The sequence below is a fragment of the Pseudomonas sp. MWU16-30322 genome, from assembly GCF_020515535.1.
Taxonomy (GTDB): domain Bacteria; phylum Pseudomonadota; class Gammaproteobacteria; order Pseudomonadales; family Pseudomonadaceae; genus Aquipseudomonas; species Aquipseudomonas fluorescens_H.
Genome location: NZ_JAIWYL010000002.1, coordinates 345,891 through 370,805, shown reverse-complemented (window position 1 = coordinate 370,805; position 24,915 = coordinate 345,891). Strand labels below are relative to the sequence as shown.

24 protein-coding genes are annotated in these 24,915 nt (G+C 58.6%); 11 read left to right on the top strand and 13 right to left on the bottom strand.

Annotation, left to right across the window (positions count from 1 at the left end; genetic code table 11):
• Positions 1–7: 7 nt before the first annotated feature.
• Positions 8–1,618 (bottom strand): ATP-binding protein, encoded by a 1,611-nt coding sequence (locus tag LCH64_RS04650; protein ID WP_226499620.1) that lies wholly within the window; start codon positions 1,616–1,618, stop codon positions 8–10.
• Positions 1,615–2,337 (bottom strand): response regulator, encoded by a 723-nt coding sequence (locus LCH64_RS04645; protein WP_003227210.1) that lies wholly within the window; start codon positions 2,335–2,337, stop codon positions 1,615–1,617. The genes LCH64_RS04650 and LCH64_RS04645 overlap by 4 nt, the downstream gene beginning before the upstream one ends.
• Before the next feature lie 849 nt (positions 2,338–3,186).
• On the opposite strand from LCH64_RS04645, the gene LCH64_RS04640 reads away from it, so the two are divergent.
• The gene (locus LCH64_RS04640) at positions 3,187–6,081 is read left to right on the top strand and encodes a ribonucleoside-diphosphate reductase subunit alpha (RefSeq protein ID WP_003227212.1); all 2,895 of its coding nucleotides are present in this window, start codon (positions 3,187–3,189) and stop codon (positions 6,079–6,081) included.
• 698 nt (positions 6,082–6,779) lie between these two features.
• Here the strand turns inward: LCH64_RS04640 and flgE are convergent.
• The 6 genes from flgE to LCH64_RS04610 form a co-directional block, all read right to left on the bottom strand.
• Positions 6,780–8,111 carry a flagellar hook protein FlgE gene (flgE, locus tag LCH64_RS04635; RefSeq protein WP_003227213.1) on the bottom strand — a complete coding sequence of 444 codons (1,332 nt, stop codon included), beginning with the start codon at positions 8,109–8,111 and terminating at the stop codon, positions 6,780–6,782.
• Positions 8,112–8,141: 30 nt separating this feature from the next.
• Positions 8,142–8,867, bottom strand: a complete 726-nt coding sequence (gene flgD / locus LCH64_RS04630) for a flagellar hook assembly protein FlgD (RefSeq protein WP_003227214.1) — start codon at positions 8,865–8,867, stop codon at positions 8,142–8,144.
• Positions 8,868–8,882: 15 nt separating this feature from the next.
• Positions 8,883–9,326, bottom strand: coding sequence for a flagellar basal body rod protein FlgC (gene flgC, locus LCH64_RS04625; RefSeq protein WP_003227217.1), 444 nt, complete (start codon positions 9,324–9,326; stop codon positions 8,883–8,885).
• A 3-nt stretch (positions 9,327–9,329) separates the two neighbouring features.
• On the bottom strand, positions 9,330–9,737 hold the full coding sequence (gene flgB / locus LCH64_RS04620; RefSeq protein WP_108592368.1) for a flagellar basal body rod protein FlgB: 408 nt from the start codon (positions 9,735–9,737) through the stop codon (positions 9,330–9,332).
• A 371-nt stretch (positions 9,738–10,108) separates the two neighbouring features.
• On the bottom strand, positions 10,109–10,936 hold the full coding sequence (gene cheR, locus LCH64_RS04615) for a protein-glutamate O-methyltransferase CheR (RefSeq protein ID WP_003227220.1): 828 nt from the start codon (positions 10,934–10,936) through the stop codon (positions 10,109–10,111).
• Between the two features lie 46 nt (positions 10,937–10,982).
• Entirely contained in the window at positions 10,983–11,915 is a 933-nt protein-coding gene (locus LCH64_RS04610) for a chemotaxis protein CheV (protein WP_003227223.1), read from the bottom strand.
• Between the two features lie 82 nt (positions 11,916–11,997).
• Here LCH64_RS04610 and flgA point away from each other — a divergent pair, with 82 nt between their 5' ends.
• The 4 genes from flgA (at position 11,998) to LCH64_RS04590 (ending at position 14,600) form a co-directional block, all read left to right on the top strand.
• Positions 11,998–12,759 (top strand): flagellar basal body P-ring formation chaperone FlgA, encoded by a 762-nt coding sequence (gene flgA, locus LCH64_RS04605; protein ID WP_080593261.1) that lies wholly within the window; start codon positions 11,998–12,000, stop codon positions 12,757–12,759.
• Positions 12,760–12,918: 159 nt separating this feature from the next.
• The gene (flgM, locus tag LCH64_RS04600; RefSeq protein ID WP_003227226.1) at positions 12,919–13,245 is read left to right on the top strand and encodes a flagellar biosynthesis anti-sigma factor FlgM; all 327 of its coding nucleotides are present in this window, start codon (positions 12,919–12,921) and stop codon (positions 13,243–13,245) included.
• 48 nt (positions 13,246–13,293) lie between these two features.
• A complete protein-coding gene (locus LCH64_RS04595; protein WP_226499619.1) occupies positions 13,294–13,761 on the top strand; it encodes a flagellar protein FlgN in 468 nt (155 codons plus the stop codon).
• A 92-nt stretch (positions 13,762–13,853) separates the two neighbouring features.
• Positions 13,854–14,600, top strand: coding sequence for a flagellar brake protein (locus tag LCH64_RS04590; RefSeq protein WP_003227230.1), 747 nt, complete (start codon positions 13,854–13,856; stop codon positions 14,598–14,600).
• A 229-nt stretch (positions 14,601–14,829) separates the two neighbouring features.
• On the opposite strand, the gene LCH64_RS04585 is transcribed toward LCH64_RS04590, so the two are convergent.
• From LCH64_RS04585 to LCH64_RS04570, 4 genes are all read right to left on the bottom strand, one after another.
• The gene (locus tag LCH64_RS04585) at positions 14,830–16,200 is read right to left on the bottom strand and encodes an MFS transporter (RefSeq protein ID WP_226499618.1); all 1,371 of its coding nucleotides are present in this window, start codon (positions 16,198–16,200) and stop codon (positions 14,830–14,832) included.
• A 69-nt stretch (positions 16,201–16,269) separates the two neighbouring features.
• Complete coding sequence (locus LCH64_RS04580) at positions 16,270–17,511, bottom strand: glutamine synthetase family protein (RefSeq protein WP_193774894.1); 1,242 nt, start codon at positions 17,509–17,511, stop codon at positions 16,270–16,272.
• A 200-nt stretch (positions 17,512–17,711) separates the two neighbouring features.
• On the bottom strand, positions 17,712–18,404 hold the full coding sequence (locus LCH64_RS04575) for a HAMP domain-containing sensor histidine kinase (protein ID WP_103521700.1): 693 nt from the start codon (positions 18,402–18,404) through the stop codon (positions 17,712–17,714).
• A complete protein-coding gene (locus LCH64_RS04570; protein ID WP_003227240.1) occupies positions 18,401–20,005 on the bottom strand; it encodes a tetratricopeptide repeat-containing response regulator in 1,605 nt (534 codons plus the stop codon). Before LCH64_RS04570 ends, LCH64_RS04575 begins: the two co-directional genes overlap by 4 nt.
• 114 nt (positions 20,006–20,119) lie before the next feature.
• Between LCH64_RS04570 and LCH64_RS04565 the strand changes: the two genes are divergently transcribed.
• Together LCH64_RS04565 and LCH64_RS04560 are read left to right on the top strand one after the other, a co-directional pair.
• Complete coding sequence (locus LCH64_RS04565) at positions 20,120–21,595, top strand: lysozyme inhibitor LprI family protein (RefSeq protein WP_226499617.1); 1,476 nt, start codon at positions 20,120–20,122, stop codon at positions 21,593–21,595.
• A gap of 254 nt (positions 21,596–21,849) precedes the next feature.
• On the top strand, positions 21,850–23,061 hold the full coding sequence (locus LCH64_RS04560; RefSeq protein WP_226499616.1) for a site-specific integrase: 1,212 nt from the start codon (positions 21,850–21,852) through the stop codon (positions 23,059–23,061).
• Here the strand turns inward: LCH64_RS04560 and LCH64_RS04555 are convergent.
• Complete coding sequence (locus tag LCH64_RS04555; RefSeq protein ID WP_226499615.1) at positions 23,058–23,555, bottom strand: hypothetical protein; 498 nt, start codon at positions 23,553–23,555, stop codon at positions 23,058–23,060. The two genes, LCH64_RS04560 and LCH64_RS04555, sit on opposite strands and share 4 nt — an antisense overlap.
• A gap of 162 nt (positions 23,556–23,717) precedes the next feature.
• On the opposite strand from LCH64_RS04555, the gene LCH64_RS04550 reads away from it, so the two are divergent.
• From LCH64_RS04550 to LCH64_RS04535, 4 genes are all read left to right on the top strand, one after another.
• On the top strand, positions 23,718–23,918 hold the full coding sequence (locus LCH64_RS04550) for a helix-turn-helix domain-containing protein (protein ID WP_161776283.1): 201 nt from the start codon (positions 23,718–23,720) through the stop codon (positions 23,916–23,918).
• The gene (locus LCH64_RS04545) at positions 23,915–24,103 is read left to right on the top strand and encodes a hypothetical protein (RefSeq protein WP_226499614.1); all 189 of its coding nucleotides are present in this window, start codon (positions 23,915–23,917) and stop codon (positions 24,101–24,103) included. Before LCH64_RS04550 ends, LCH64_RS04545 begins: the two co-directional genes overlap by 4 nt.
• Positions 24,104–24,206: 103 nt before the next feature.
• Positions 24,207–24,443, top strand: a complete 237-nt coding sequence (locus LCH64_RS04540; protein ID WP_226499613.1) for a helix-turn-helix domain-containing protein — start codon at positions 24,207–24,209, stop codon at positions 24,441–24,443.
• Between the two features lie 63 nt (positions 24,444–24,506).
• Positions 24,507–24,908, top strand: coding sequence for a MarR family transcriptional regulator (locus LCH64_RS04535; protein ID WP_085730383.1), 402 nt, complete (start codon positions 24,507–24,509; stop codon positions 24,906–24,908).
• Positions 24,909–24,915: the final 7 nt, after the last annotated feature.

Below are 24,915 nucleotides of genomic sequence, written 5' to 3'. Positions count from 1 at the left end.
ACAAAACTCAGCGGCGTTCCTGATTCCGCGGCCAACTCAGACTGAAGCAGGCCCCGCCCAGACTCTTGCTCTTGTTGATCAGCGCCCGGCCGTCATGCCAATGGATGATCCGCCGCACAATCGACAGCCCCAGCCCATGCCCGCCCGACGCACGGGTACGGCTGTCATCCAGACGCAGAAACGGCGTGAAGATGCGCTCCCACGCCACCTCCGGCACGCCCGGCCCGTCATCCTCGACATCGACCCGGCAGCGCAACTGCCCGACCTGATAACTCACCGTGACTTTCGAGCGCGCATGGCGCATCGCGTTGCTCACCAGATTCTGCAACGCCCGGTGCAGGAAGCGCGGTTCGGCCTCGACCCAGGCGCCGTCGTTATCGGTGGATGACAGGCACATTCCACGCTGCACCGTGACCCCGGCACGCAACGGCGCCAGCTCTTCGATCACCTGATTGACCAACGCATCGAGGTCGATGCGCTGAAAGGTCAGCGCCGGCGAGCCCTGCTCCAGTCGCGCGTAGGTGAGCATCTCGTCCACCAGCTTATCGAGATCCTCGATGTCGTGATCCATGCCCTCGCGGTACTTCTCCAGCGCCTGCGGGGTGGTGGCCGAGCCGATCATCTCCAGACCGAAACGCAGACGTGCCACCGGTGTACGCAGTTCGTGGGACACCGCGCGCACCAGCTCACGCTGGATTGCCAGCAACTGCTGCAAGTGCTCGGCCATGCCGTTGAACGCTGCCGCCAGCCGTCCTACCGAGTCAGCGCCCCGGGCCGGCACGCGGGTTTCCAGGCTGCCCTTGGCGATGCGCGTGGCGGCGGCTTCGAGGCCGCGCAAACGCCGTTCGAGCTGGCGCACCAACAGGTAAACGATCAGGCCAATCAGACTCAGGCCGAGCACGGCGATCAGCACCAGCCATTGCGGCGGGTACGGATTCATCTGATACAGCGGGCCGATTTCCAGCACCCACGGCGTGCCGACCATACCGGCAAACACCCGGATCGAGTCACCACCCTTGCCCAGCGCCATCACCGTGTCGCCCTCGGACACGCGACGGCTCTGGTCTTCGTCCATATCGGCCTCGTTGACCGTGACCAGTCGCAGATCAAAACCGAAGCCCTTCTCTTCCTTTAACTGCGCCAGCCGCTTGGGTTGTTCGCCCACCGGAAAACGCACCAGCTCATCGGCCAGCAGATAAATGGTCGCACGGGCCAGTTGTTCGCTGATCTGTTGTACGTCACCGGTCAGCAGCAACTGTTCCTTGTCGCTGACCAGTCGATAGACCCGCGCCGCATGCGGGCCGGTCTGCTCCACCAACGCTTGACCGCGTTGCACCCGGGTGCGCTGTGACAAGTCCAGATCAGTCTCGGAAAACTTCTTCAGCGCCAGCGGAATCCCCAGCAGCCGCTCCCACACCAACAGCGCCCGATGGCGCTCGGTTTCGTTCATCGGTTGCAGGTTGTCGGCCATCAACGAAAACGTGCCGTGGGCGAGGCGCTCGCGGTACTGCTCGCTGCGCACCTGATTGAGCAGGTGCAGCGCCAGCACGCCGAGCACCGCCACCAGAATCAGCGCCGTGCACATGCCGCCGTAGATGCGCAGGAAGATCGAGTTCACAGCACCAGGTCTACGCAGGCTTCAGGGACGAACAGATAGCCTTTGCTGCGGATAGTCTTGATCAGGCGCGGGTGGTCGGGGTCGTCGCCGATTTTCGGGCGAATGCGCGAGATACGCACATCGATCGAGCGGTCCTGGCCGTCGTAACCGATGCCCCGCAGCGCAGTAAATATCTCTTCGCGAGAGAGGATTCGCCCGGCATTCGACACCAGCAGCCAGAGCAGGTCGAATTCAGCGCTGGTCAGTTCGATGCCGCTGTCGCTGAGCCAGGCTTCGCGCAAGGCGTTGTCCACCACCAGCGGGCCGAATTGCAGGCGACGGCTTTTCTCCGCGACGGGTTCGGCTGTGTCACTGCGTCGCAGCAAGGCCTGAATCCGCGCCAGCAACAGCCGTGGACGCACCGGTTTGCACACGTAATCGTCGGCGCCGAGGTCGAGGCCCTGGATCTGGTCGGCATCGTCGGTGCGCGCGGTGAGCATCAGGATCGGCCCGTCATAACGGTCGCGCACCTTGCGGCAGATGCTCAGACCGTCTTCACCGGGCAGCATCAGGTCGAGGATCACCAGATCCGGCTGCTCCTTGATGATCCGCGCCGCCGCCAGCGCGCCGTTACCTTCAATCTCCACCTGCAATCCATTGGCTTGCAGGTATTCGCGGGTGAGTTCGGCCAGACGCTGGTCGTCCTCGACTATCAATACCTGCCAGGCTTCTTGCTCCACCAGTGACCTCTGCTTGCTGTTTTTATTAATAAGGAAGAATGCTCGGCCTGACTCAATTCCCCTGTGGGAGCGGGCTTGCTCGCGAAGACGGCGGCATGGTCAACATGGATATTGCCTGACCCACCGCTTTCGCGAGCAAGCCCGCTCCCACATTTCTCCCGTCTTTTTGTCATCTTTCGGGAGGATAAGAATGGGTAAACACTGCCCGATTGTATAAACGGCGTACAACCAGAACACAAGTCGCCAAATGCGTTCGGACAACCCGGTTTTTTGTGATAGGGTTCGCGCCCTTAAAAATCCGCTGAAGCGTTTTTCCCGAGTGAAAAACAGTGACAAACGGTCTAGCTCAGCAGGTTCGCGGCCTACACGGGAATTCCTGGTTTCTTACACAATTTACGCACAGGCTTATCCACAGTTAGTACGTTGCAAGCCCCCTCGAAACGCATTATCTTGTAGCACGGCGCAAGGAGAGACCCTACATATAGGGTTTTCCGCTCAAACGCCCAACCACATTTCGGACCTGAAACTCAAGCGCTTTATTGCCGGTTTCCGGTTAAACCAAGCAAGTTTTTCAAAGCCCAAACCGCACTTGCGGATGGCACCGTTTTTTAGGTTGGAAACGACCGGAACGGTACGGGTGTTGCAGTCATGACTGTCACCCTGGAAGGAATCCGGCTCGAGCCCTGGCTCGCAGCCAAAAACTTCGGCAAGGATGCGGCGTCATTAGCCTTTTTCCTACTGGTCCGAAGTTGTTATGCCCGACGCCCGTCGGTTGTAGTGCTTCGGACCAGAACGGTGAGCACCATGATGGTGCCCAAACAAACATAGAGAATGTGGAGATCACCCCCCATGCAAACCGACACAACTCGCGAGAACCCGCAGGGCACCTTGCCGCAGGCCGCCGATTCGAATTCGGATCTGGCCGCCACCGCGCCTGGTCAACTGCGCGTGATCAAGCGTAATGGCACTGTCGTTCCTTACACCGATGACAAGATCACCGTCGCTATCACCAAAGCGTTTCTCGCAGTTGAGGGCGGCACCGCTGCCGCTTCGTCGCGAATCCACGACACCGTTGCCCGTCTGACCGAACAAGTCACCGCGACCTTCAAGCGTCGCATGCCGTCGGGCGGCACCATCCACATCGAAGAAATCCAGGACCAGGTCGAACTGGCCCTGATGCGTGCCGGCGAGCAGAAAGTCGCTCGTGACTACGTGATCTACCGTGACGGCCGTTCGAAAGAACGCGCTGCCCACGCTCCGGTCGAAGCTGCGGTCGACGCGCACCCGTCGATCCGTATCACCCGCGCCGACGGCAGCCTCGCGCCGCTGGACATGGGCCGCCTGAACACCATCGTCACCGAGGCCTGCGAAGGCCTGGCTGAAGTCGATGGCGACCTGATCCAGCGCGAAACCCTGAAGAACCTGTACGACGGCGTGGCCCTGAACGACGTCAACACCGCACTGGTAATGACCGCGCGTACCCTGGTTGAACGTGAGCCGAACTACTCGTTCGTGACCGCGCGCCTGCTGATGGACACCCTGCGTGCCGAAGGCCTGGGCTTCCTGGGTGTGGCCGAAAGCGCCACTCACCACGAAATGGCCGAGCTGTACGCCAAGGCGCTGCCAGCCTACGTTGCCAAAGGTATCGAGTTCGAACTGCTGAACCCTGTGCTGGCCACCTTCGACCTGGAAAAACTGGGCAAGGCGATCAACCACGAGCGTGATCAGCAATTCACCTACCTGGGCCTGCAGACCCTGTACGACCGTTACTTCATCCACAAGGATGGCGTGCGTTTCGAACTGCCGCAGATCTTCTTCATGCGCGTGGCCATGGGCCTGGCAATCGAAGAGAAGCAGAAAGAAGACCGTGCGATCGAGTTCTACAACCTGCTGTCGTCCTTCGACTACATGGCGTCGACTCCGACCCTGTTCAACGCCGGCACCCTGCGTCCACAGCTGTCGAGCTGCTACCTGACCACCGTTCCGGACGACCTGTCGGGCATCTACCACGCGATCCACGACAACGCCATGCTGTCGAAATTCGCTGGCGGCCTGGGCAACGACTGGACCCCGGTTCGTGCACTGGGCTCGTACATCAAGGGCACCAACGGCAAGTCGCAAGGCGTGGTGCCGTTCCTGAAAGTGGTGAACGACACCGCCGTAGCCGTTAACCAGGGTGGCAAGCGCAAAGGCGCTGTGTGTGCCTACCTGGAAACCTGGCACATGGACATCGAAGAGTTCATCGAGCTGCGCAAGAACACCGGTGATGATCGTCGTCGTACCCACGACATGAACACCGCCAACTGGATCCCTGACCTGTTCATGAAGCGCGTCTTCGATGACGGCAAGTGGACCCTGTTCTCGCCATCCGAAGTTCCGGACCTGCACGACCTGACCGGTAAAGCCTTCGAAGAGCGCTACGAGTACTACGAAGCCCTGACCGAGTACCCGGGCAAGGTCAAGCTGTTCAAGACCATCCAGGCCAAAGACCTGTGGCGCAAAATGCTCTCCATGCTGTTCGAAACCGGCCACCCATGGCTGACGTTCAAAGACCCGTGCAACCTGCGTAGCCCGCAGCAGCACGTCGGCGTGGTTCACAGCTCGAACCTGTGCACCGAGATCACCTTGAACACCAACAAGGACGAGATCGCCGTTTGCAACCTGGGCTCGATCAACCTGCCGAACCACATCGTCGACGGCAAGCTGGACACCGCCAAGCTGCAACGCACCGTGAACACTGCCGTGCGCATGCTCGACAACGTGATCGACATCAACTACTACTCGGTGCCGCAAGCGAAGAACTCCAACTTCCGCCACCGTCCGGTCGGTCTCGGCATCATGGGCTTCCAGGACGCGCTGTACCTGCAGCACATCCCTTACGGTTCCGACGCTGCCGTCGAGTTCGCCGACAAGTCGATGGAAGCGGTCAGCTACTACGCGATCCAGGCGTCCTGCGACCTGGCAGACGAGCGTGGTGCTTACGAGACCTTCAACGGTTCGCTGTGGTCCAAAGGCATCCTGCCACTGGATTCGCAACAGATCCTGATCGAGCAACGTGGCCAGAAGTACATCGACGTTGACCTGAACGAAACCCTGGACTGGGCACCGGTTCGCGCCCGTGTTCAGAAAGGCATTCGTAACTCCAACATCATGGCCATCGCACCGACCGCAACCATCGCCAACATCACCGGCGTATCGCAGTCGATCGAACCGACCTACCAGAACCTGTATGTGAAATCGAACCTGTCGGGCGAATTCACCGTGATCAACCCGTACCTGGTTCGCGACCTCAAGGCTCGCGGTCTGTGGGACTCGGTCATGATCAACGACCTGAAGTACTACGACGGTTCGGTGCAGCAGATCGAGCGCATCCCGCAAGAACTCAAAGAGCTCTACGCGACCGCGTTTGAAGTGGACACCAAGTGGATCGTTGACGCCGCCAGCCGTCGTCAGAAGTGGATCGACCAGGCTCAGTCGCTGAACCTGTACATCGCCGGCGCCTCGGGCAAGAAGCTCGACGTGACCTACCGCATGGCCTGGTACCGTGGTCTGAAAACCACTTACTACCTCCGTGCCCTGGCCGCGACCAGCACCGAGAAGTCCACCATCAACACCGGCAAGCTGAACGCTGTTTCCAGCGGCGGCAACCACGGCGACGATTCGGTTCTGGCAGCTCCGGCAGGTCCGGCTCCAGTGCCAAAGGCTTGCGCGATCGACGAGCCGGATTGCGAAGCTTGCCAATAAGCTGAGCTGAATCAGGCGTTGCGAGACGCCTGATTCTTCCAGGCAAAAGAAAACCCCCGACAGACTTCTGGTTTGTCGGGGGTTTTCTTTTGCCCGCCATTTACCTGTAGGAGCTGTCGAGAGCAACGAGGCTGCGATCTTTTGATCTTCAGTGCTGCTGCCATAGATCAAAAGATCGCAGCCTTCGGCAGCTCCTACAGTGATTACATGAATCTGACGGAGATTAGTTGGCTCGCGGGCCGCCATCGCCAGCAGGCTGGATTCCACAGAAGAGCAAAAGCCAAGCGCATGCTTTTCACCACTTAATGGCCGAGTGTCAGCTCGCCGAAAGCTTTTGATTTTGCCGTACCGGCCCCGTCGGCAGGCTGAGTGGAGGGATTTATCCGGGGGTGGGAGCGAAGCGACCGTTTGGCGAAGCCAAACACATCGAGAGGAGGTGCAGCGAAGCAAACCGTAGGCGATGCCCCCGGATGAATCCCGCAGCGAAGGAACCCGAGCCTAAGCGAGGGCCGAACGCTGGGGCCAAGCCTTTTGGTTACTTTTTGGCGTCTGAAAAAGTGACTCGCCGTAAGGGCGAAACAGCCAGCCGCAGCACCCAAAGAACCGGATATTCACCCAATCAAAACAGCTGCCACCCAATAGCCGCCCACAAAAAAGCCCCTCAAAAAGAGGGGCTCTTGCACAACCAGAAACCGCAATCAGGTCATCTGAATGATGGTCTGCATGATAGTGCTCTGGGTCGAAATGGTCTTGGCGTTCGCCTGATAGTTGCTCTGGCCCTTGATCAGATCCACCAGCTCGTTGGTCAGGTTAACGTTGGACTCTTCCAGCGAGTTGGACGCGATCGAACCCAGCGTACCGGTTTCCGGCGCATCGTAGCCCGGGATACCCGAGGCGAACGTCTCTTTCCAACTGGTACCGCCGACAGCCTGCAGGCCTTGTTCGTTGGTGAAGCTGGCCAGCGCGACCTGGCCGATGGCCTTGCTCTGGTTGTTGCTGAAGTTGGCGAACAGCGTACCGGTACCGTCGATGGTCAGGTTGGTGATCTGGCCAGTGGCGTAACCATCCTGAGTCGGGATCGAACGCGCGGTATCAGCGTTGAACTGAGTGGTCTTGGCCATGGAAATGGTCACGCCATTGGTGTTGGCAGACGCGCCGTTTGGCGTGAAGGTGCCGTTGGTCACGGTACCCGGTACCCAGCCGGTCAGCTTCAAGTCGCTGCTGATGATCGGCTTGGTCGCATCCGCCGGGTTAGGCGTGCTGACCTGAGTGAGATTGCCCGAACTGTCGAACGTCAGTGTCGAAGCAGTCGGGGCGGTCTTGGTTGGATCGCTGCCGGTTGCATCCGGATTGCGCCCGTCCACCAGGGTGTAGACCTTCCAGGTGTTTTGACCGGTTTTCACCATGTACTGATCCATGACGTGCGAGTTGCCCTGAGAGTCATAGATCGGTGTGCTGAACGACTTGGTGTAGGTTTCGAGTTTCGCCGGGTCGAACTTGCCTGCTGCCGCTGTGTCGTCGATCACTGGTGCCGACGAGTTCAGGTTGATGCTCGAAGTCACCAGCGAAGTCGATTTTGGCGCCAGGTTCGAAGTGTCGATCTTCAGGTCGGTCAACACGCCGTTGATGATCTTGCCGTTGGCATCCACACCATAACCTTGCAGGCGCGAGGTGTAGTCGGTGTTGGTGATGAAGCCGTTATTATCGACCTTGAACGTACCGGCACGGGTGTAGGTGATCGCGCCGTTGTTGCTCATGGTGAAGAAACCGGAACCGTTGATACCCATGTCCAGCACGTTACCGGTGTTGTTGATGTCACCCTGGGTGAACTGCTGGGACACGTTGGCCAGGCGCACACCGTTGCCGATGACCTTGCTGCCGCTACCCAGACGAGTGGCCGAGTAGACGTCTTCGAATTCTGCACGGGACGATTTGAAACCGGCGGTCGCGACGTTGGCGATGTTGTTGCCGGTCACGTCCAGTTGTTTGTTGGCTGCATAGAGACCGCTAAGGCCGATATTGAAAGACATATTCCACTCCTTTGTGCCGGTTAGTCGGCTCTATATACCAATGGTTTGTACTTTGGACAGGGCGACGGTGCCCTTGCCGGACAGGTTGAGCATCAGCTCGCCACCGGTCTGGCTGATGGTCACACTGTTGACCGTGGCTGGCAGATAGGTCGCCATATCGGTCGAGGTGCCATTGATCGATGCGTTGGCCTTGACGGTGTAGGTACCGGTCTTGACCAGATTGCCGTCCTTGTCCTTGCCGTCCCAGGTGAAGCTCGCGCTGCCTGCGGCGCGACTGCCCAGATCGATGGTGCGAACGACCGTGCCGCTGCTGTCGGTAATGCTGACGGTGCCGCCGGCAATCGACGACGGAACGGTGACCGAACCGGTCATGCCTTTGCTCGGGTCGTCCAATTGAACGGTGTTGGTCTGCACGATCACGTTGCGGCCCACCAGCGACGACGCCTGAAGGGCCTGCGAGGAGTTGTAGTTGCCGGCCAGCGAGCTGACGGTGCTGTTAAGCGTGGTGATGCCTTCCAGACTGCTGAACTGCGCCAACTGCGCAACGAACGCGCTGTTGTCCTGCGGGTCGAGCGGGTTCTGGTTTTTCAGCTGGGTGACCAGCAATTGCAGGAACGCATCCTTGCCCAGCGCCTGACCGCCGGTGGAACTGTTAGTTGCAGAAGCAATGCCATCGGCGGTCGAACTGGTCTTTTTCGACGAGTTCGCCAGGATGTCATTCATGCTCAAGCTGCTGGTGGTATCGGAAACACTCATGGCCGTCGCCCCTTATTACTGACCGAGGGTCAGCACCTTCTGCATCATGGTTTTGGCGGTGTTCATCATTTCGGCGTTGGTCTGGAACGACCGGCTCGCGGAAATCATGTCAGCCATTTCTTCCACCACGTTGACGTTCGGGTAGTAGACGTAGCCCTTGGCGTCAGCTGCCGGATGGTTCGGCTCGTAGCGCGCTTCGAGGTTGCTCTGGTCTTCGACCACGCCAAGCACCTGTACGCCCTGCCCTGCAGCGTCCTGGCTCTGGAACAGCGAGTTGCTGCCACTGTTCTGGCCGCCCTGGAACATGGTGGCGAACACCGGGTGACGGGCACGGTAGGTCTGGTCGATGCTCGATGAGACGGTTTCGGCGTTGGCGATGTTCGAAGCCACGGTGTTCAGACGCGTGGTTTGTGCGCTCATGCCGCTGCCGGCAATGTTGAAAACGCTGGACAGGGACATGGATTACTCTCCGCGCAGGGCTGACACCAGCCCTTTGAATTTGCTGTTGAGCAGAGTGAAGCTGGCCTGGAAGCCGACCGCGTTTTCCGCGTAGTTCGACTGCTCAAGCTGAGCATCAACGGTGTTCTGGTCGATCGAAGGCTGCATCGGCGTGCGATACATCAGCGACTCGTCGCCATTGCCCACGCCTTCAGCTTCGATGTGACGGCTGTTGGTCATGTTCAGGGCGATGGTGCCGTTGGCGTTCTTCTGGGTCTGTGCTTCAAGCACTTTGGAGAAGTCCAGATCCCGAGCCTTGTAGTTCGGGGTATCGGCGTTGGCGATGTTGTTGGCCAACACTTCGGCGCGCTGGGCGCGGAAGCCCAATGCCTTTTCGTGAATGCCGAGCGCTTTATCGAAGCTGATGCTCATGTCGGGAACCTTCGGGTGACCGGTTTTTCGTACCTGAGCTTTAGCAAGCCGCGTGCCAATGCGAGAAACCCCCGAAAACCGGGGCCTTGCGGGGCATTGGCAAAGCGGCAATGCCAGAAAAGCGGCAAACGGCTTCCGCTGGCTGCCGCTTTTCTGCCGCTTGCCCGCGTTCTATCAGCCAACACTGAACCCTGTGGGAGCGAGCCTGCTCGCGAAGGCGGTGTGTCAGTCACCTATTATTCTGAATGAGAAACCGCTTTCGCGAGCAGGCTCGCTCCCACAGGGTTTCGGGGTGGATCCGGACCTAAAACCAGGCATAAAAAAAGGGAGGCCTTTGCGGGCCTCCCGTTTTTTTTATGTTGCCGATGCAATCACTTCGCCTGGTAAATGATCCCCGGGCTGCACTGGACCATCTGGTAATGATCCGGCAAACCGTTCAGCGCTTCGGAAGCGCCGAGGAACAGATACCCGCCCGGCTTCAGCGTGCTGTGAATGCGCAACAGGATGTCTTTCTTCACCTCGGCGGAGAAGTAGATCAGCACGTTGCGGCAAAACACGATGTCGAACTTGCCAAGACTCGCATAGCTGTCGAGCAGGTTGAACGAGCGGAACTCCACGCGATTCTTGATCGGCGCCTTGACTGCCCAGCGCCCCGGCCCTTTCGGGTCGAAGTAGCGCTGCAGACGATCGGCGGACAAACCGCGACCGATCGCCAGACTGTCGTACTCGCCGGTCTTGCAGTTGTTCAGCATGCTGCCGGACAGGTCGGTGGCAACGATCTGCACACCCATCTTCAACTGACCGAGGTTGCTGCGCTCGAACTCATCGATCGACATCGACAGCGAATACGGTTCCTGACCGGACGAGCACGCCGCCGACCAGATCCGCAGACGCTGGTTGGGACTGGCCTTGATCGCCTCGGGCAGCACCTTGTTCTTCAAGACTTCAAACGGATAGGTGTCACGAAACCACAGGGTTTCGTTGGTCGTCATGGCATCGACCACCTGCTCGCGCAAACCGCTGCGCGGCTGGGTCTGGATGCGCTGTACCAGCTCACCCAGGGACTTGATGCCTTGCTGCTCCATCAGTTTGTTGAGACGGCTCGAGACCAGGTACTGCTTGTTTTCACCGAGCAAAATGCCACAGGCTTTTTCCAGGAAGACCCGGAACTGTTCGAAATCCAAATTACCCGTAGACAATGATGCCGCCTCTTAAATCGTGTTGACCGCCAGGGGCAGAAGGCCCCTAGCTGATATCTGCTGCTTTGATCCGGTCGACTACCCGGGATGCCAGGTCATCAGGACGGAATTTGGCCAGGAAGTCATCGGCACCGACTTTCTTGACCATCGCCTGATTGAAAACCCCCGACAACGAAGTATGCAGGATGATATGAAGCTTTTGCATGCGCGGGTCGCTGCGAATCTCCGCCGTCAGGGTGTACCCGTCCATCTCCGGCATCTCGATGTCGGAAATCATCATCAGGAACTCTTCTTCCGGCTTCTTGCCCTCATCGACCAGCTTGCGCAGGTAATCCAGCGCCTGCTTGCCGTCGTTCAGCGCCACCACTTCGACACCGACCGTCTGCAGGCAACGCGTGACCTGCTTGCGCGCCACCGACGAGTCATCGACCGTCAATACCCGCAGCGACAACGCCTTGCTCTGGGTCTCGACATCGACCACACCGACCGAAATCGCCTCGGGGGTCGGCGCGACTTCCGCCAGCACCTTCTCGACGTCGATGATTTCGACTAACTGATTGTCGACTCGAGTCACAGCGGTCAGGTAATGATCGCGCCCCGTGCCCTTGGGCGGCGGATGGATCTCTTCCCAGTTCATGTTGACGATGCGCTCCACCGAGCGGACCAGGAAACCCTGGGTCTTGGTGTTGTACTCCGTGATGATCACGAACGGATTTTTCTTGTCTTTCAACGCCCCGGAACCGGTCGCCATTGCCAGATCAAGGATCGGAATGGTCGCCCCCCGGATATTCGCCACCCCGCACACGACAGGACTGGACTTGGGCATCAACGTCAGCGACGGGCATTGCAGCACTTCCCGCACCTTGAACACGTTGATCCCGTAGAGCTGTTGACCGTCGAGACGGAACAACAACAGCTCCAGGCGATTCTGCCCTACCAGTTGCGTGCGCTGGTTCACCGAATCCATTACACCAGCCATGCCCAGACTCCTACACCAACGCCAAGTGTTGTTGCGACGCACATTCATTGCTAAACGGCACGGCGCTTGCTTTTTAACTCGTATGAACGCTCAAACGACATTTTTCCGACGCCTGACCTCCCGCACCCGCAAAGCGTTGTGCGCGACGTCTGCCGTCTGCTTGTTTTTCGCTGGCAGCCCTGCCGGTGCTGATACGGTTACCTTGCCTGACATGCTTATCGGCGTCACTCAGGGCTTTCTTGAGTTCACCGTAGAAGACTATCTGGCTACCAGTCAAACCGAAGGCCGCTACGAAATCGAGGTCAACCAGCTCGATCCACGTATGCGCATGCCTATGTGCGACAAGGAATTGACAGCGTCGCTGGAGAGTCCGGCACGTCCGCTGGGCCGGGTCACGGTCAAGGTCCGTTGCGAGGGAAGCTCGCCCTGGACGGTGTTCGTGCCCGCTCAAGTCCGCCTGTTTCGCGAGATTGTCACCACCACCCGACCGCTCAAACGCGCCGGGATTATCGAGCCGCAGGACGTGACCTTGCGTGAACGCGACGTCAGCCAGATCAATCAGGGTTTCCTGACGTCGGTGGATGAAGCCATCGGGCAAAAATTAACCCGACCAACGGTCGCCGATCAGGTCATTACTCTGGTGCATCTGGAACAGGCTGAAGTGGTGCGCAAGGGCGATCAGGTGGTCATCATCGCCCGCAGCGGTACGCTCGCCGTACGCATGCCCGGCGAAGCCTTGGCCAATGGCGGTCTGAAGGAACAGATCCGGGTGAAAAACCTGAACTCCAACCGGGTGATCAAGGCGCAGGTCATCGCGCCGGGCCAAGTGGAAGTGGCCATGTAAAACGCTCACGCAGAAAACTGGCGCCGGCCTCGACGCTTCCCTAAACTGTGCCGAAGCAGGACACGCTTCGACGCATGCAGCTCATTGCAAATGAGCCTAAAGTTTTCCAGGGGATGGCCGAGAACATGGCAAGCGTCCAAATTCCCAGAGGTTTTTAACATGGTCATCGATTTCAGCCGTTTGAACAGCTCCTCGTCACTTACGGGCAGTACACGTACCAGCAACGCCAAGGAAACCGCCGATACCGGCACCTCCGCGCCGCTGAATACCCCGGCCGAAACGGCCAGTACCGTAAAAAGCGGGGAATCGGTACACCTCAGCAATGAGGCTCAACAGTTGCAGAAGGTCACTGACAAGCTGCGCGATCAGCCTGCCGTCGACAAAGCCCGAGTGGCCGAGTTGAAAGCAGCGATTGCCGATGGCAGCTATAAAGTCGACAGCAACCGTGTAGCCAGCAAACTGCTCAACTTCGAAGCCCAGCGCTAGGCTTTTGCCGGCGCCAGGCTTTTGGACGCTTAGAACCCAAGGCCAGCCATGCACGACACTAATTTATTGCAACTGATCACCGACGACTTTGCTCCAGCTCAACAATTGCTGGAGTTATTGCAAACCGAGTCCCTCGCCTTGCACGGTCGCGACATGCCCTTGCTCGAAGATATTCTGGCGCGCAAACAGGCATTGATCATTCTGCTTGAACAGCATGGCCGCAAGCGCAGCGAAATCCTCGCCAGCCTCAACCTGCCGCTTGATCGTCAGGGCCTGGAGCAACTGGCCAGCCAGTCGAGCATTGGCGACCAGTTGCTGGCCCAGAGCGATGTGTTGACCGACCTGATTGCCCAGTGCCAGGCGGCCAATGTCAAAAACGGTCAGTCGATCCAGATTCAGCAGGCCGCCACGGCCAATCAGCTGAAAATCCTCACCGGGGGCGAGCCACCAGCGTTGTATGACGCCACAGGCACTTTCGCCAAGCCCACCAAGCCGCGTACGCTCAGCCAGGCGTGAGCCATTCGATGTGCCTGCACTATCAACCCGCGAAACATGCTGGCAAAATGCTGGCTAGTCGTAGTCAAATTTTGTCTGGAGATTGAGAAAACGTGCCAAACGCCCTAAGCGCGGATGATACTCCGCAGCCACCAAAGGTGCTGACCACGCCCCTGGAAATCTCCAGCAACCTGCGCCAGCTGCAAGAAAGCCACGATCCGCTGATCATCACCTTTCACGAGCGCAGTCAGCGCTTCCAGAGCTACCTGATCAAAGTTGACCGGGAAACCGCGACGATTGCACTGGACGAGATGATCCCGCGCGATGGCGAGCGTTTTCTGCTGGCCGGCGAACCGTTCAAGGTCGAAGGCTTCCACGAAGGCGTGCGCATCGCCTGGGAATGCAACGGCACGCTGAACATTGAAGAATCCGAAGGCGACCGCTTCTACACCGGCGAACTGCCGACCGAAGTGGTTTACCACCAGCGCCGCAACGCTTTTCGCGCGGCCCTGAAACTGACCGATCTGGTCAGCGTTGAACTCGGCGGCGAAAAGCTCAAGGCACCGATCAACGGTAAACTGCTGGATATTTCCGCCACCGGTTGCAAACTGCGCTTTGAAGGCGACATCACCGACCGCCTGCAACTGGGCCAGGTTTATGACCGCATGATCGCCACCCCGCTGTTCGGCAATCAGCCGACTTCGGTCGAATTGCGTTATCTGCACTTCGAAGAAAAGCTCAACATCACCTTCGCCGGCCTGCGTTTCCACAACATCAGTGGTCAGGCGGCGCGCAACGTCGAGCGCTTCGTTTATCAACTGCAGCGTGAAGCACGCCGGTTCGATAAAGACGATCTGTGATTCGTACAGGCAAATAGAAAGGGCAGCCCCTCGCGGGACTGCCCTTTTTTATGCCAAAAATCTTTCTGCCAGCAACGGACACCTGTGGCGAGGGAGCTTGCTCCCGCTGGGGCGCGAAGCGCCCCCACCCTTTATCTGGCAAGCGGGGCCTGCTGCGCAGTCCAGCGGGAGCAAGCTCCCTCGCCACAGTTACAGTGTCTGCCTCTGAACAGCCTTACCCTAACTCGATTCAGGGTCTGGCCCCACTGATGTCCGGTGTCGGTTTATCGCTGCCCTCAGCCGCATCACTTTCCACCGCTGCTTCAGGCTGAACCTCGGGCTCCGGCTCCGGCGTAACCGTGGTCTGCATCTGCTCCTGCACCACCTGCTCATCCACTCGCGGATCGAGTGCTGCCACCAGCGGCGAACTCGACATGCTGTCCGGCATCGCCACGTGATGCAGCGGTGCGTCGTCGACCTGATGCAGATTGGTCACGGCTTTCGGGCGAATGCGCCAGACCAGCACCAGTGCAAAGAAGCTGAAGAACGCGTACAGACTCTGACTGCCGAACAACTTCATCAGCACACCCGCCAGCAGCGGGCCGATACTCGCGCCGACACCGTAGGTCACCAGCAACATCGCCGTCAGCGACACCCGGCGATCGCCCTCGACGTGGTCGTTGGAGAACGCCACCGCCAGCGGATACAGGCAGAACTGCACCAGCGAGCAGAGGAAGCCAACCACAAACAGCACCTCCAGCGGCACCTGCGGCAGGATCGCCAACGGCAACGCCGCCACCGCCAGGAACCCGGCAAAGCAACGGATCAGCAGCGCCCGGTCATAACGGTCGGACAACCAGCCCAACGGCCACTGCACCAGCAGCCCGGCAAAAATGCAGCTACCCATGAACAGACCAACCTGCTCGGTCGACAGCCCCTGCTGCGACGCATACAGCGGCGCCAGACCGTAGAACGAGCCGATGATCAGACCGGCCCCCAGCACCGTGCTCAACGACTGCGGCACCCGCTTGATAAAGAAGCGCGGCTCCATCGGTGCCGGATGCAGTGGCGCCGGGTGGATCCGTCGAGTCAGCGCCACCGGCACCAGACACAAGGCAAAACACAGCGCGACCAGCATCAGCAGCTCCAGGCCGAGGCCCGGGTGCATGACCAGAATCAGCTGACCCAGCACCAGCCCCAGATACGAAGCGATCATGTAACCGCTGAACACCAGCCCGCGCTGGTTGGCGTCGGCCTGCTCGTTGAGCCAGCTCTCGATCACCATGTATTGGCACATCATGCCCAGACCGACGATGGTCCGCAGCACCAGCCATGCCGGCAGCCAGTCGACCAGACCATGTCCGAGCACCGCCGCGCCGACGATCCCGGCACACGCCGAATAAGCCCGAATGTGCCCGACCCTGGCGATCAGTCGGTGACCAATCTTGCCGCCCAGCACCAGGCCGAAATAGTTGGCCGCCATCAGCGCACCAACCCACAGCCCATCGACATGGTCAGCGGCCAGGCGCAAAGCCAGGTATGTAGATAGAAGGCCCGAGCCGATCAACATCATCAGCGAGGCGAAATACAGCGCTCGAAAGGATTTCCAGATTTGGCGCATCGGCGTTCCGAGCGGCTCCTTGCAGTAAGTATCGGGCTATCCAAACGATAGCCCGATGACGACAGTTCGTCAGGCCTGGGCTGCTAGAACACGCCGTTCCCAGGGAGTGATTTCATCAAAGAAGCTGGTCAACTCCATGGTCTTCGAAGCGATGTAGCCTTCGATGAACTCCTGTCCGAACAGTTCCCTGGCCAATTGGCTACGTTTCAGACGCTCGAGCGCGGCATGCAAGGTACACGGCAACGAAAGATTGTCCGGCACTTCGAATTCGCCCTGAATCGCAGCGCTCGGCTCCAGCTCATGCTCGATACCATGCAAGCCGGCGGCCAGGCTCGCGGCAATCGCCAGATACGGATTGGCATCGGCGCCAGGCAAACGGTTCTCGACCCGCCGGGCCACCGGCGAACTGGCCGGAATCCGCAGTCCTGCCGCGCGATTGTCGTGGGACCAGCAGGCATTGTTCGGCGAAGCATACGGGTGACACAGACGCTGATAGGAGTTCACGTTCGGTGCAAACAGTGCGGTGAAATCCGCCATGCCCGCCTGCTGCCCGCCGATGAAATGGCGGAACATTGCGGTCGGCTGGCCGTTCTCGTCGCTGAACACGTTGTTGCCAGTGGCGATCTCGACGATGCTCTGGTGAATGTGCATCGAACTACCGGGCGTGTGTGCCAGCGGCTTGGCCATGCACACCACGCTCAGACCATGCTTGAGCGCGACTTCCTTGAGCAGGTGTTTGAACAGGAAAGTCTGGTCGGCCAGCAACAGCGGATCACCGTGCAGCAAGTTGATCTCGAACTGGCTGACGCCCATTTCATGCATGAAGGTATCGCGTGGCAGACCGAGGGCCGCCATGCATTTATAGACTTCGCTGAAAAACGGCCGCAGACCATTGTTGGAACTGACGCTGAACGCCGACTGACCATCCTCGCGGCGTCCATCCAGGCCTACCGGCGGACGGAACGGCTGAGTCGGATCGGTGTTCGGGGCGAAGACAAAAAATTCCAGCTCGGTCGCCACCACCGGCGCCAGACCGCGCGCAGCGTAACGGGCGATGACTTTTTTGAGTTGACCGCGGGTCGACAGATTGGAGCTTTCGCCGCTCAGTTCGTCGGCATCGCAGATGGCCAGGGCACGTGGCTCGTCGCTCCATGGCAGAGGATGAATCATGCTCGGCTCGGCCACCAGTGCCAGGTCGCCGTCATCGCTGCCGTAAAACCGCGCCGGCGGATAACCGCCCATGATGCATTGCAGCAGCACCCCCCGTGCCATCTGCAAACGCCGCCCTTCGAGGAAACCCTCGGCGGTCATCACTTTGCCGCGCGGCACGCCGTTCAAATCCGGCGTGACACATTCAATCTCATCAATGCCGGTCAGTCGCTGCGCGAGTGAACGCTGGCCATCGGTTGTCATGACGCAATCCTTGTTATTGTGCGAGCCGCGAACGGCGACCCGTACAAAATAGGCTCCGGCTGTTCGGAATATCAAGCAGCGTCAAACAAAAACCCTGGTCACGGCAGATAAAGGCTGAACACCCCGCCACCCAGTGCTCCGCCATTGCGAATTTCGGTGTGCCCGACCACGCCATTGCGCTGATGCAACGCGGCAATCCGGTTGGCGAAATACAGACCCAACCCGGTGCTGCCACTGCTGTGATTGATGCCCTGCACGTAATCGGCCTGCCGCTCGAGCATCTCGGCCGGGTAACCGTCGCCGTCATCGTTGATGCTCAACACCAGTTGCCCGGCCTCATCGCTGACGGTAATCAGCAGCGACTCGCGGGCGTAACGAATCGCGTTGTTGATGCAGTTGCCCAACACCGAGGCAACCAACTCGCGATCGAAGAAACCCAACGGGCTCAGCGGATCGACTTCATAGGTGGCGATGATCCCGCGACTGGCGAACACCTCTTGGTGCGATGCCAGTTGCGCCTCGATGAAATCATCAAGTTCGTGATACGCCGGTTGCAGCGGCATCTGGTTGACGCCGAGCTTGTACAGCCCGAGCAACTGCACCAGCATGCCGTTGAGGTGGGCGAACTCGAAATCGATCACACCCTGCTCCGCCCCACCGCGCTGCCCTTCGGGCAACCGCGCCAGCCACTGGCTGTGGGCCTGCATCAGCATCGCCAGCGAGTTTTTCATATCGTGAACGGTGGAGGCGATCACCGTGGAGAAATCCAGCGCCTGCTCGTCTTGGTTCATTCGCCAAACGCCTTGCTTTTCAGCTTCTGATAACGCGCATAACGCGCGTCGGTGTCGGGCATCAGGCCGACCATTTTCAGGCAGGCCCGACATTCTTCCAGCTCCGCCGACGGCACACTGGTGTCGGTGCCGTGCAGCAGCGACTGGGCCATGTTCAGCGCGATACTGATGTTCTTCGGTTGCATCTTCAGTGCCTTGCGGAACACCTCGCGGGCCTCCACCAGATTGCCGGTCTTGTACACGCGCACGCCCTGACGGTTGAGGTCGGCGGCGGCGTTGCTCGAACTGAGAATAGTCGGGTCATCGGTGAGCTTGGCGATGTCTTTCATCACCGCCGGATCGTCGCCGTAAATCTCCGCACAGCTCTTGAGCATCGAAGTGCCCGCCTCGGCCTGACCGAGCATCTGCAACTGCTTGGCGACCAGCAACGCCGCCTCGGGACTCATGAACTGCTCCATGCCGTCGAGGCGCATCAGCGCTTGTTCGGTGAGCTTGTCGGCGGTCTCGGCATCGTTGAGCAGCAGACTGGTAGCCTTCATCAGGCGCGCACGAATCTGCAGGCCCGGGTCAGACGGGTTCTCTTTGGCGACGGCGCTGAGCGTGGTGTTGATCTCCAGCCGCGTGCGCGTGTCGAGACCGCGCTCACTGCCCTTGCTGATCAAGGCATGGGCCAGACCGAGGTTGCTTTCCGGGTCCTTGAACCGCGACTGCGCGCCCTGCGCTACAGCCTGGCGATACGCCCGGGACGCGGTATCAAAGTCCTCGTTGGCCATCGCCAGTTTGCCGAGCAACGCCTGCCGGCGCACCGCCAGCGGCGACAAACGAATGGCCTCCTCCAGCACCCGCTGCGCGCCTTTGGTATCGCCCTCGGCGACCAGCACATCGGCCATGCCGTCATACAGCGCCGGCATCATCGGGAACACCTTGAGCGCTTTTTCGTAGACACCCTTGGCCTGCGCCACTTGCCCACGCTTGAACAACAACTTGCCCAGCCCGGCAAACGCCCACGGCAACGGCCGGTCAGCGATGATGCTGTCGTAAAGGCGTTCAAGGGCTTCGTTCTGATTCATGTCACGCAGCGCATCGGCGCGATAACGCAGGCACAGCGGCGAATAACGGATGTCCTGCTTGCATAGCGCAATGCAGGCATTGAGCACCTCGACCGGTTTACCGCGATCAAGGGCTTGCAGAATCGGTTTGAGCAACGTCTTGCGCTGCTCCAGACGCTCCAGGCGCTGCGCCAGGCCGGAGCGGTTGAACGGCTTGGTCAGGTAGGCATCCGGCTCATGCTCCAGGGCACTGAGCACCATCGCCTGACTGGTCTCGGCCGTCACCATGACAAACACCGCTTCATGGCTGATGAGCTTTTCCGACATCAGGTCTTCCAGCACCTGCTGGCCGTTCTTCTTGCCGTCACCGAGGTGGAAATCCTGCAAGATGAAGTCATAAGACTTCTGCGCACACATCTTCAGCGCCTGCTCGCCGGTATCGGCGGTATCCACGTCCTTGACCCCCAGCTCGCGCAGCATCGAGCGTACGGAACTGCGGAAATCCGAGAAATCATCGACGATCAGAAAACTCTTTTGGTGATACGACAGCATCGAGGATTTCCAGGCAATTGAAGTAGGTGAACCGGGGGCGTTTTCACAGGCGCGCAGATGATAGCTGGAGGTCAAATGCTATCAAGCGATTTCGCGCGAGTCTGAGGTCGCCGAATGAGTTATCGGCAAGGAGTGGGGTTCTCTGAAGTGGAGGGGTTCAAGATTCCTTGGGCAGCGATTACCCTGCGCGCCGAGTCATCTTTTCACTACAGGGTTTATCTCGTGTACATCAAAGGACGTTGCATCGTGTCCGCCTGTGCGCTGCTGTTTTTTCAGCAGGCAATGGCGGGAGGAATGGATTGTGCGAAAGCGGCGAGTGCCGTGGAGAATGCTGTTTGTGCGGATAAAGGGTTGTATGCGCTGGATGCGCAGATGGGTGCGGCTTATCGGGAGCTGATGAAGATCTCCGGTGATGAGCAATCTGAACTCAAGCGCACACAACGGTTGTGGCTCAAGACACGTAATCAGTGCGAAGCGGATATTGCTTGCCTTGAACAAAGTTATCGTGGCCGGCTGAAGTTATTACAGGCGCACCAGATGGATGCCATTGCGCACAGACCGACCGGCATCGACAAACAGGTTCTGGAAGATCTGCAACGCAGCATTCAAGCGGCCAGCGAGGGCGGCAATCGCGAGGTGGCGGTTGAACGAGTGCTGGCTTCACTGGCTTTCAACTCTGAAGAGACATCGTTTTCAGGCGACTCCGACAAAGAAAACCCCGGCGAGCAAACGCACTTTCCAGCTTCGATTCCCAAAGACGTTACACCGGATGAATGGAAGGCACTGACCGCGACCGAACTCGATGCGGCAGCAGAAACCGGTCAAACCTCCTACTCGTTGCTGGACATGGACGGCGACGGGCAACGAGACCTGATCGTCCAGACTTACGCCGGTGGCACCGGCATGTTTACCTACGTGGAAACCTGGCGCCGAGACGGTGACCGTTTTGTCAAAAGATCTCCTGAGCCTGAAAGCGCGCTGTTCTATACCAATGATCGCGGAGCCAACCAATCGGCGTACTGGATCAAGGCTCGGGGCAATATTTACCTCGCCTACCGCAACGGTGCCTACGGCGTTGATCACATCTACTTGCTCAATCCGTTGAAGATCAACCGTGAAGTCCCCACCGTGACAGTGCGATACGGCTACTCACTGAATGTGCCCACCACTCAATACAAGGATGACGGCACCAGCACCTTTGAGTTGGAACCTGATCTGCGGCTTACGCTCAACCAGGCAATCACCAAGGCGAACGAAACACGCCCCCATAAATCGGACACTCAGCGCACGCCTCTTTGCCCGATTCCTGCAACAGGCGCAGGCGAGAGCGATTACTACAGCTACGGTCCGGTGCATTACTCGGTGGAAGATGTTTTCGACCTGCCGGTGATTATCGGTAACGAATGCTACATCGGAAAACTGGTTGACTGGTTTGGCAGCTACGACGAAAAACATGGCTTGTTTGCACAACTGGCACTGCGCAAACCGGACGTTGATGCAGATGGGCGCAGTTACGAGGTCAACGGGCGCCGGCATGTGATCGAAGTCAGCACCTCAATTGGCAAGGCCGACGGCGGAGCACTGAACTGAGCCACTTATTACGAGCATGAAAAAGCCCCACCAGATCATCCTGTGCGGGGCTTTTTTGCGAACCTTGGCGAGGCTCTGAATGATGGTGTCCCAGGGCAGGTTCGAACTGCCAACCTTCCCCTTAGGAGGGGCAATTCAGACCCAGCTGGATCAGGCATAAGCCACGTATTACCGGGCTTTCTCGTCCCATTGAGTCCATGAAACCAGAACGGTATAGTAATTTTTGCTGCCACCCTGCTGTCACGGACGAACCCTTGAAAACCAAAATCACTCAAAAGCTAATTGGCAGCCTGGCCGCCGAGGCGAAAGCATACCGCGTGCATGACACCGTGCAGCCGGGTTTCTTTATCCGCATTCTGCCCAGCGGTCACAAGTCCTATATGGTCACATGGGGGCGCAACAAGAACGCGACCTTGGGGCGCGTTGGTGTCCTAACGCTCGATCAAGCCAGAACCGAGGCCGCTCAGTACCTGGCCGACGCGCACGCCCACGGCGAGCCACTGGCAGTTGCTCAGGGTCGAAAGGGGATTGCCCTGCCGTCTCTTCGCGAATTCATCGACGACACCTATATGCCGTGGTTCAAGACGCACCATAAAGGGCATGAGAAAACCCTGCACACGCTTAATAACAACTTCGACGCGATCATGCCGCGGCGCCTAGGCGACATCACCGGCCGCGATCTGGACCAGATCCGCACAGGATGGATGCAGTCAGGCAACAAGCCGTCGACGGTCAACCGGAAAATGGGCTCTATCAGCGGCGTATTCAGCAGAGCCGTTGAATGGGAGTACATCGATGCCCACCCCATGGACAGGCTCAAAGCCTTAAAGGTCGACTCATTGGGGCTGGTCCGATACTTGGATGCTGAAGAGACCAAACGGCTTCGGGAAGCGCTCGACGCGCGTCAAGACGAAGCGCGGGCAGAGCGTGAGAGTGCGAACAAGTGGAGAACGGATCGCGGTAAGGAGCTAATGCCGAGCTTGCTGCAGGTCCCATTCACTGACCACCTAAAGCCTTTGGTCCTGGTATCGCTGAATACAGGCATGAGACGCGGAGAGCTGTTCGACCTGAAATGGTCCGCGGTGAACTTCCAAACGAAGACGATCACCGCCGCCGGCGCCACCACCAAAACAAGTGACACACGACACATCCCAATGAACAAGGAAACGGTGCGCGTGCTGGAAGACTGGAAGAGGCTGGCCGGCAAATCTCAATATGTGTTCCCGAGTCAGGAAGGCGGCCGTCTGGAGGACGTTAAAAGCGCCTGGCTCAAGCTGCTAGAGCGAGCCAATATCGAAGGGTTCCGCTGGCACGATATGCGTCACGATTTCGCGTCTCGGCTAGTGATGGCCGGCGTGCCACTCAACACGGTGCGGGATCTGCTGGGGCACGCTGATATCAAGATGACGCTGAGATATGCCCATCTCGCGCCCGGCACAAAAGCTGCTGCTGTAGAGCTAATTTAAAAAGGAGGTTCAAAGGGCACGATAGTACGGCTCTCTTTGTTTTCTTCCACGTGCTCTAACAGGTTGCTCCAGAACATCCGGATGTATCCCCGATCCAGTCGCCCTACACCTTCGATCTGCCAATGGGTTCCTATCTTTGCAGCCCCCTTATCCAGAAACACCGGGGATGCCTTGATGGTTTCCCAGATTCGCTGCTCTTCGTACGTGAGAAGGTTGGGGAGGTGGTAGCAAAGGTTTATAAATCTTTCGCTTTCGTCCGTAGACCACACCTCGGTTACGGCGCTAGCTACCGACCAACTCTCTGTGTTCCCACCATCATGAAATGGGACGTCAAGATCAAAAACCAACGCCTCGACTGCAGCCTCTACCACCCCAGTAATTGACTGCCGTTTCACCCGAGATATGACATCAATCGTGAATTTGACCTTCGGGTCTAATCGGAGGGTGAGTGTTTCTGTCTTCCGCGATCCTTGGTTGGGTTTGTTCTTGGCCATTTCAGAATCTCCGAGCCATAAATCGAGCGGCAATCCTAATCCGTACGTCCGACCGAGTCCATACGTTCATACAAATCATATAGCATCAGTTGACGTACAGTATTCAATCAAACTAGGATTGATCCACGACCACTCAAATCCTATGGTCGATGGAGAGTCAAAATGCTTGCAGCAGAACAACCAGCAGCCTTGTCCGTTAGCGTCGAAGACGCAGCTAGGATCGTCGGATATTCGCGATCGGGCGTTTATGAGTTGATCGCCAAGGGAGAAATCAAAACGTTCAAGCTTGGCCGGCGTCGCTTGATTTTGATGACCGAACTTAAGGTTTGGATTGAGCGGGCAGCGAAAGAAGGTGCGCGATGATCTTGGAATTTACCGATAACGAGCAGCTGATGCTTCAGTCCGCCTGCGACACGTTCCGGGCCATGCAGGGGATGAGCACCACTACCACCAAATACGAACGACTGTACAAGCGCTGGGAGGAGGAGAAATCCGCCGTCCTTTGGCTTGTTCTAAGTCGCTTCGTCGACGAGCCGAGCGACAAATGATCAGGGAGAAATTGCGCAGGAATGCGCGAGAAGTTGCCAAGGCGGTGCGGGAACACCGCCTGGGCGAAAACACACTGGATAGCACCAACGTGAAGGGCAAACTATGACACGCCATTCTTCAACTGAGCAAGACCGCAAGATGATAGACGCGCTGAGAAACGGCCCGATCTCCTCTGTCGAGGCCGCCCAGGCACTCGACATCGTTCAACCACCAAGCACCATCCGCCGCCTCAGGAAAAAGGGGCACGAAATCCAGACCTACTGGACGCATCAGTCCACCGAGCCGGGGCGGCCGCCTCACCGAGTGGCCAAATACATCCTCCTGCGCGAAGCGTCGTAACTCAGCGAAGCGGAGATGTCCCCACCTTTGGGGATATCTCTGCTCCTGCCTGCGAGTCACTGAATGGCCAAGAAAAAAATAGCCAAATCAAATTGGGGGCCTAGGGGCGCGTTCGCCAAGCCGAAGGTACTCATGGCCCAGCAGGAATACCGGGAAATGTCATGGGCCGCCCGCAAGGTCTTGGAGGTCCTGGAGTACCAGTTCAACGGGAGAAACAACGGCAATCTCGCAGCAACACACGTAATGATGGCCGACTGGGGCGGGATGTCCAAAACGGTATTGGCGGCATCCCTGAGAGAGCTCACTGAGCGGAACCTGATTCAGAAGACGAGGGGGTACGACCGGAGCCGGGACAATGGTAGACCGAACCTCTATGCACTGACCTGGCTACCAATCGACGAGTGTCCGGGCGCCGACCTCGAGGAAGGCCCAACAGAGACGCCAAAGCGGAAATTGCTCCTCTGATTAACAG